This is a genomic window from Paraburkholderia ribeironis (genome assembly GCF_900019265.1).
Classification (GTDB): domain Bacteria; phylum Pseudomonadota; class Gammaproteobacteria; order Burkholderiales; family Burkholderiaceae; genus Paraburkholderia; species Paraburkholderia ribeironis.
The window spans coordinates 1-1,034 of the sequence record NZ_CYGX02000199.1; the positions used below are offsets into that span (position 1 = coordinate 1).

General features: G+C 64.1%; 1 protein-coding gene. It reads right to left on the reverse strand.

The annotated features are described in order from the left end of the window. Window positions 1–120: 120 nt before the first annotated feature. The coding region (locus tag BN2475_RS33135) for a YadA family autotransporter adhesin (protein WP_174642112.1) at window positions 121–1,034 on the reverse strand (914 nt) is incomplete at its 5' end.

Sequence of the window (1,034 nt, forward strand, 5' to 3'; positions counted from 1 at the left end):
CGGAAAATGCAAAACGGGCTCCCTTCAGCAAGGGAGCCCGTTTCGTTTGAAGCGTATTGCTTGTGAAGGCTGCGCTCGGGCGGCGGTTACTGCACCGCCCTTGCGCTCACTTCCCGATGCTTACCACTGATACGACGCACCAGCCCCGACCGTCGTGCCCTGCGCGCTGATGCCTGCGCCGAGCTTGATCTTGACGTTCTGCGTGATGCGTGCCGAAGCACCCAGCGCAGCGGCCTGATAGCCGTGGTACGAACCACCGCCGACACCGACCGCGATCGTCTTGCCCTGATCGACGTCCGGGATCATCGTCAGCGCGGTGGCTGCCGCAACGCCCGAGTAGGCGTTACGCGCCACGCTGTTGACGCCCTGCTGGACCATGTTGATCTGCTTGTCGGTGTACTGCTTCGAAGTCGTACCCGCCGGCAGGTCGCCCACAGCGGCAGCAATCGAGTCGTTAAGCTGGCCGACGTTGACGGCATCCGTCGTCGCGGTGCCCGCAGCGACGTTGGCGATCTGGCGTTCCTGACCGGCCGAGCCCACCGACACCGTGTTCGCACGATCGGCCACCGAGCCGTCACCCAGTGCGACGGCATGATCCGCCGTTGCCTTTGAGTTCGCGCCCATCGCGATCGAGCTGTTGCCGCTTGCTTGCGCGTTGTAGCCGCCTGCGATCGACTGGTTGCCGCTCGCGTTCGCGGTCGGGCCCATCGCAGTGGCGTGCGTCCCGCTGGCGTTCGCTGCTTCGGTATTGCGGTCGCCGTTGGACGTGAACATCGGATCGATTGCGTTGTTCGCGATGTTCGTCACGTTCTGAATGGCCGCGTTCAGTTGGGTGACGTTCACTGCGTCCGTGCCGTCGGTGCCGGCTGCGACGTTGTGGATCGTCGTGCCTCCAGCGACGCCGTTACCCATAGTGATGCTGCTGTAGTTGACGGTGCCGTCGGCGTTCTTGTCGTACGTGACAGCGCTCGAATTGCCGTTCGAGTCGATGACGCCGGCGGCCTTCAGCTGGGCGACGTTGACAGCGTCGGTGT